Raw genomic sequence first — 2,450 nt, forward strand, 5'->3', positions numbered from 1 at the left:
GTGCTTGCATTAACCAGCCAGAAACAAGAATCGAATTTATCTCAACACTTGGAGAAACACGGGGTTAGAAGATTGTAATGAATTTATTATCAAAAATGGGGGCGTTTCTTGGTTTCAAGAATTCGCCCTCAATCATTTCTAGTCCTGATGATTTAGCCAGACTTTGGGGTGCTGATTGTGTCGTTGGTAGTCAGCCAATAACCCCAACACGAGCAATGCAATTAACAACTGTATTTACATGTGTAAGAGTTTTGTCTGAAAGCATGGGGATGTTGCCTTGTCGGCTATATCGCAAAGAGGGCAAGAAAAAGATTCCTGCTGAAGATCATAAATTACATGATCTTCTTTACGTTGCACCAAATGACTACATGACTGCTCAAGAGTTTTGGGAGTTGTTAATGGTGTGTTTGTGCCTACGCGGCAATTTTTTTGCTTATAAAGTTTATGCACTGGGCCAAGTTGTTGAGTTGTTACCGCTTGAACCCTCAACCGTTACTCCAAAACTTAAAGATGATTGGACTGTTGAATATCACGTTTCATTTAAAGATGGCGTGAAGATCCTTTCACAGCAAGAAATTTGGCATGTTCGATTATTCACATTAGATGGTTTAAATGGACTAAATCCAATTGCCTACGCTAGAAAGTGTTTTTCTCTTGGTTTAGATCTTGAGACGCACGGCTCAAATCTTTTTAAAAATGGTGCTGTTACTTCTGGTGTTTTAGAAACCGATGAGGAACTTACAGATACAGCATTTGGTCGGCTTAAAACAGAGTTTACTGAAAATCATACAGGGCTTACCAATGTTTATAAGCCAATGATTTTAGAAAAGGGACTTAAGTGGAAACCAACAGCACTCAATCTTGAAGACTCTCAATTTCTTGAAACGAGAAATTATCAATCAAATGAAATTTGCGCTTTGTATCGTGTGCCTCCGCATTTAGCGGGCATGTTGGAAAAAATGACACTGAATAATATTGAGCACATGGGTATGTCCTTTGTGAGTTATTCACTTGTCCCTTATATGACGCGTATTGAGTCACGCATCAAAGTCGGTCTGATCAAACCAAGTGAACGAAATAAATATTATGCCAAGTTCAATGCAGGAGCATTGATCCGCGGTGATTTGAAAACCAGATATGAGTCATATGCGATCGGTATCAACTGGGGTTTTTTATGTCCAAACGATGCTAGGGAACTAGAAGACATGGACCCACGCGAAGGCGGTGACATTTACCTCACACCAATGAATATGACGACCAATCCTGATAAGGGGAAAGATAGTGGAAGTTAAATATTTAAATGTTCCTCTAAAAATCAAATCTGTATCAGATACGGGTGAATTTGAAGGGTACGCATCTGTTTTTGATGTCATTGATAGTTACAGCGATATCGTAGTCCGTGGTGCATTCCAAAAGTCATTAGAACGTTGGGCTGAAAGAAATGATTTGCCTTCAGTTTTGTGGCAACACCAAATGGCTGAACCGATTGGACCATTTACCGAGATGAAAGAAGATGATTACGGGCTTTTTGTTCGTGGTCGTTTACTTATTGATGATGATCCATTGGCAAAACGTGCGCATGCTCATATGAAGGCTGGCAGTGTCAAAGGGATGTCGATTGGTTACATGCTGAAAGATTGGGAATATGACTCTGCAAAGGGTGCATTTTTACTTAAGGAAATTGATCTGTGGGAAGTGTCTATTGTGACCATGCCTGCAAATACTGAAGCAAAGATTACCGAAGTGAAAGCATCACTTCAAAAAGGCGAGATTCCTTCGCCGTCCAGTGTAGAGAAAGCATTACGAGAGGTAATGGGACTTTCTCAAAAACAGGCCAAGGCTTTTATGGCTAAAGGCTACAGTGCATTAGGTTCTCAGCGAGATGTTGAAAGTCAATCCAGCACAGTCGATTCAATTAAAGACTTAACAGCATTTTTAAGAGGATAAATACTCATGGCTATTGATGAAAAAGATCTTGGCGAAGTAATCACAGATCTAAAGGGTGCATTTGAAGATTTTAAAAAATCAAATGATAAAGAACTCGATGCGATTAAAGCGGAAAAGGCAAAGCAAGTTGAAGTGACGGATAAACTTAATGAAAAATTGGGTGATCTAGATGCTTTAAAAGCAGAGCTTGAAAATGAAATTAAACAAGCGAAGCGACCGGGTGCACCAAGTGGTGGGGATGTTGAAGCACATAAAACAGGCTTTTTACAATTCTTGCGCAAAGGTAATGACGATGGGCTTGCTGATCTTCAAAAAAAGGCAATTCAAATTGGTGTGGATGCAGATGGCGGCTATGCCGTACCAGAGGAACTAGACCGAACCATTTTGCAGTTGCTTCATGATGAAAGCCCAATGCGCAAAGTGTGTAATCAAATCACCGTAAGTACATCTGACTATAAAAAATTAGTCAGCTTGGGTGGTGCGGGTAGTGGCTGGGTTGGTGA

At 40.2% G+C, this 2,450-nt stretch carries 3 protein-coding genes; all 3 read left to right on the forward strand.

Annotation, left to right across the window (positions count from 1 at the left end; genetic code table 11):
- The first annotated feature begins 77 nt into the window (after positions 1–77).
- Positions 78–1,292 (forward strand): phage portal protein, encoded by a 1,215-nt coding sequence (locus MMO38_RS16410; protein WP_241324180.1) that lies wholly within the window; start codon positions 78–80, stop codon positions 1,290–1,292.
- On the forward strand, positions 1,282–1,947 hold the full coding sequence (locus tag MMO38_RS16415) for an HK97 family phage prohead protease (protein ID WP_121930870.1): 666 nt from the start codon (positions 1,282–1,284) through the stop codon (positions 1,945–1,947). Before MMO38_RS16410 ends, MMO38_RS16415 begins: the two co-directional genes overlap by 11 nt.
- A gap of 6 nt (positions 1,948–1,953) precedes the next feature.
- On the forward strand, positions 1,954–2,450 hold a 497-nt coding region (locus MMO38_RS16420), incomplete at its 3' end, for a phage major capsid protein (protein WP_241324181.1).

The sequence above is a fragment of the Acinetobacter sp. NIPH 1852 genome (assembly GCF_022549455.1).
In the GTDB taxonomy this organism is placed as follows: domain Bacteria; phylum Pseudomonadota; class Gammaproteobacteria; order Pseudomonadales; family Moraxellaceae; genus Acinetobacter.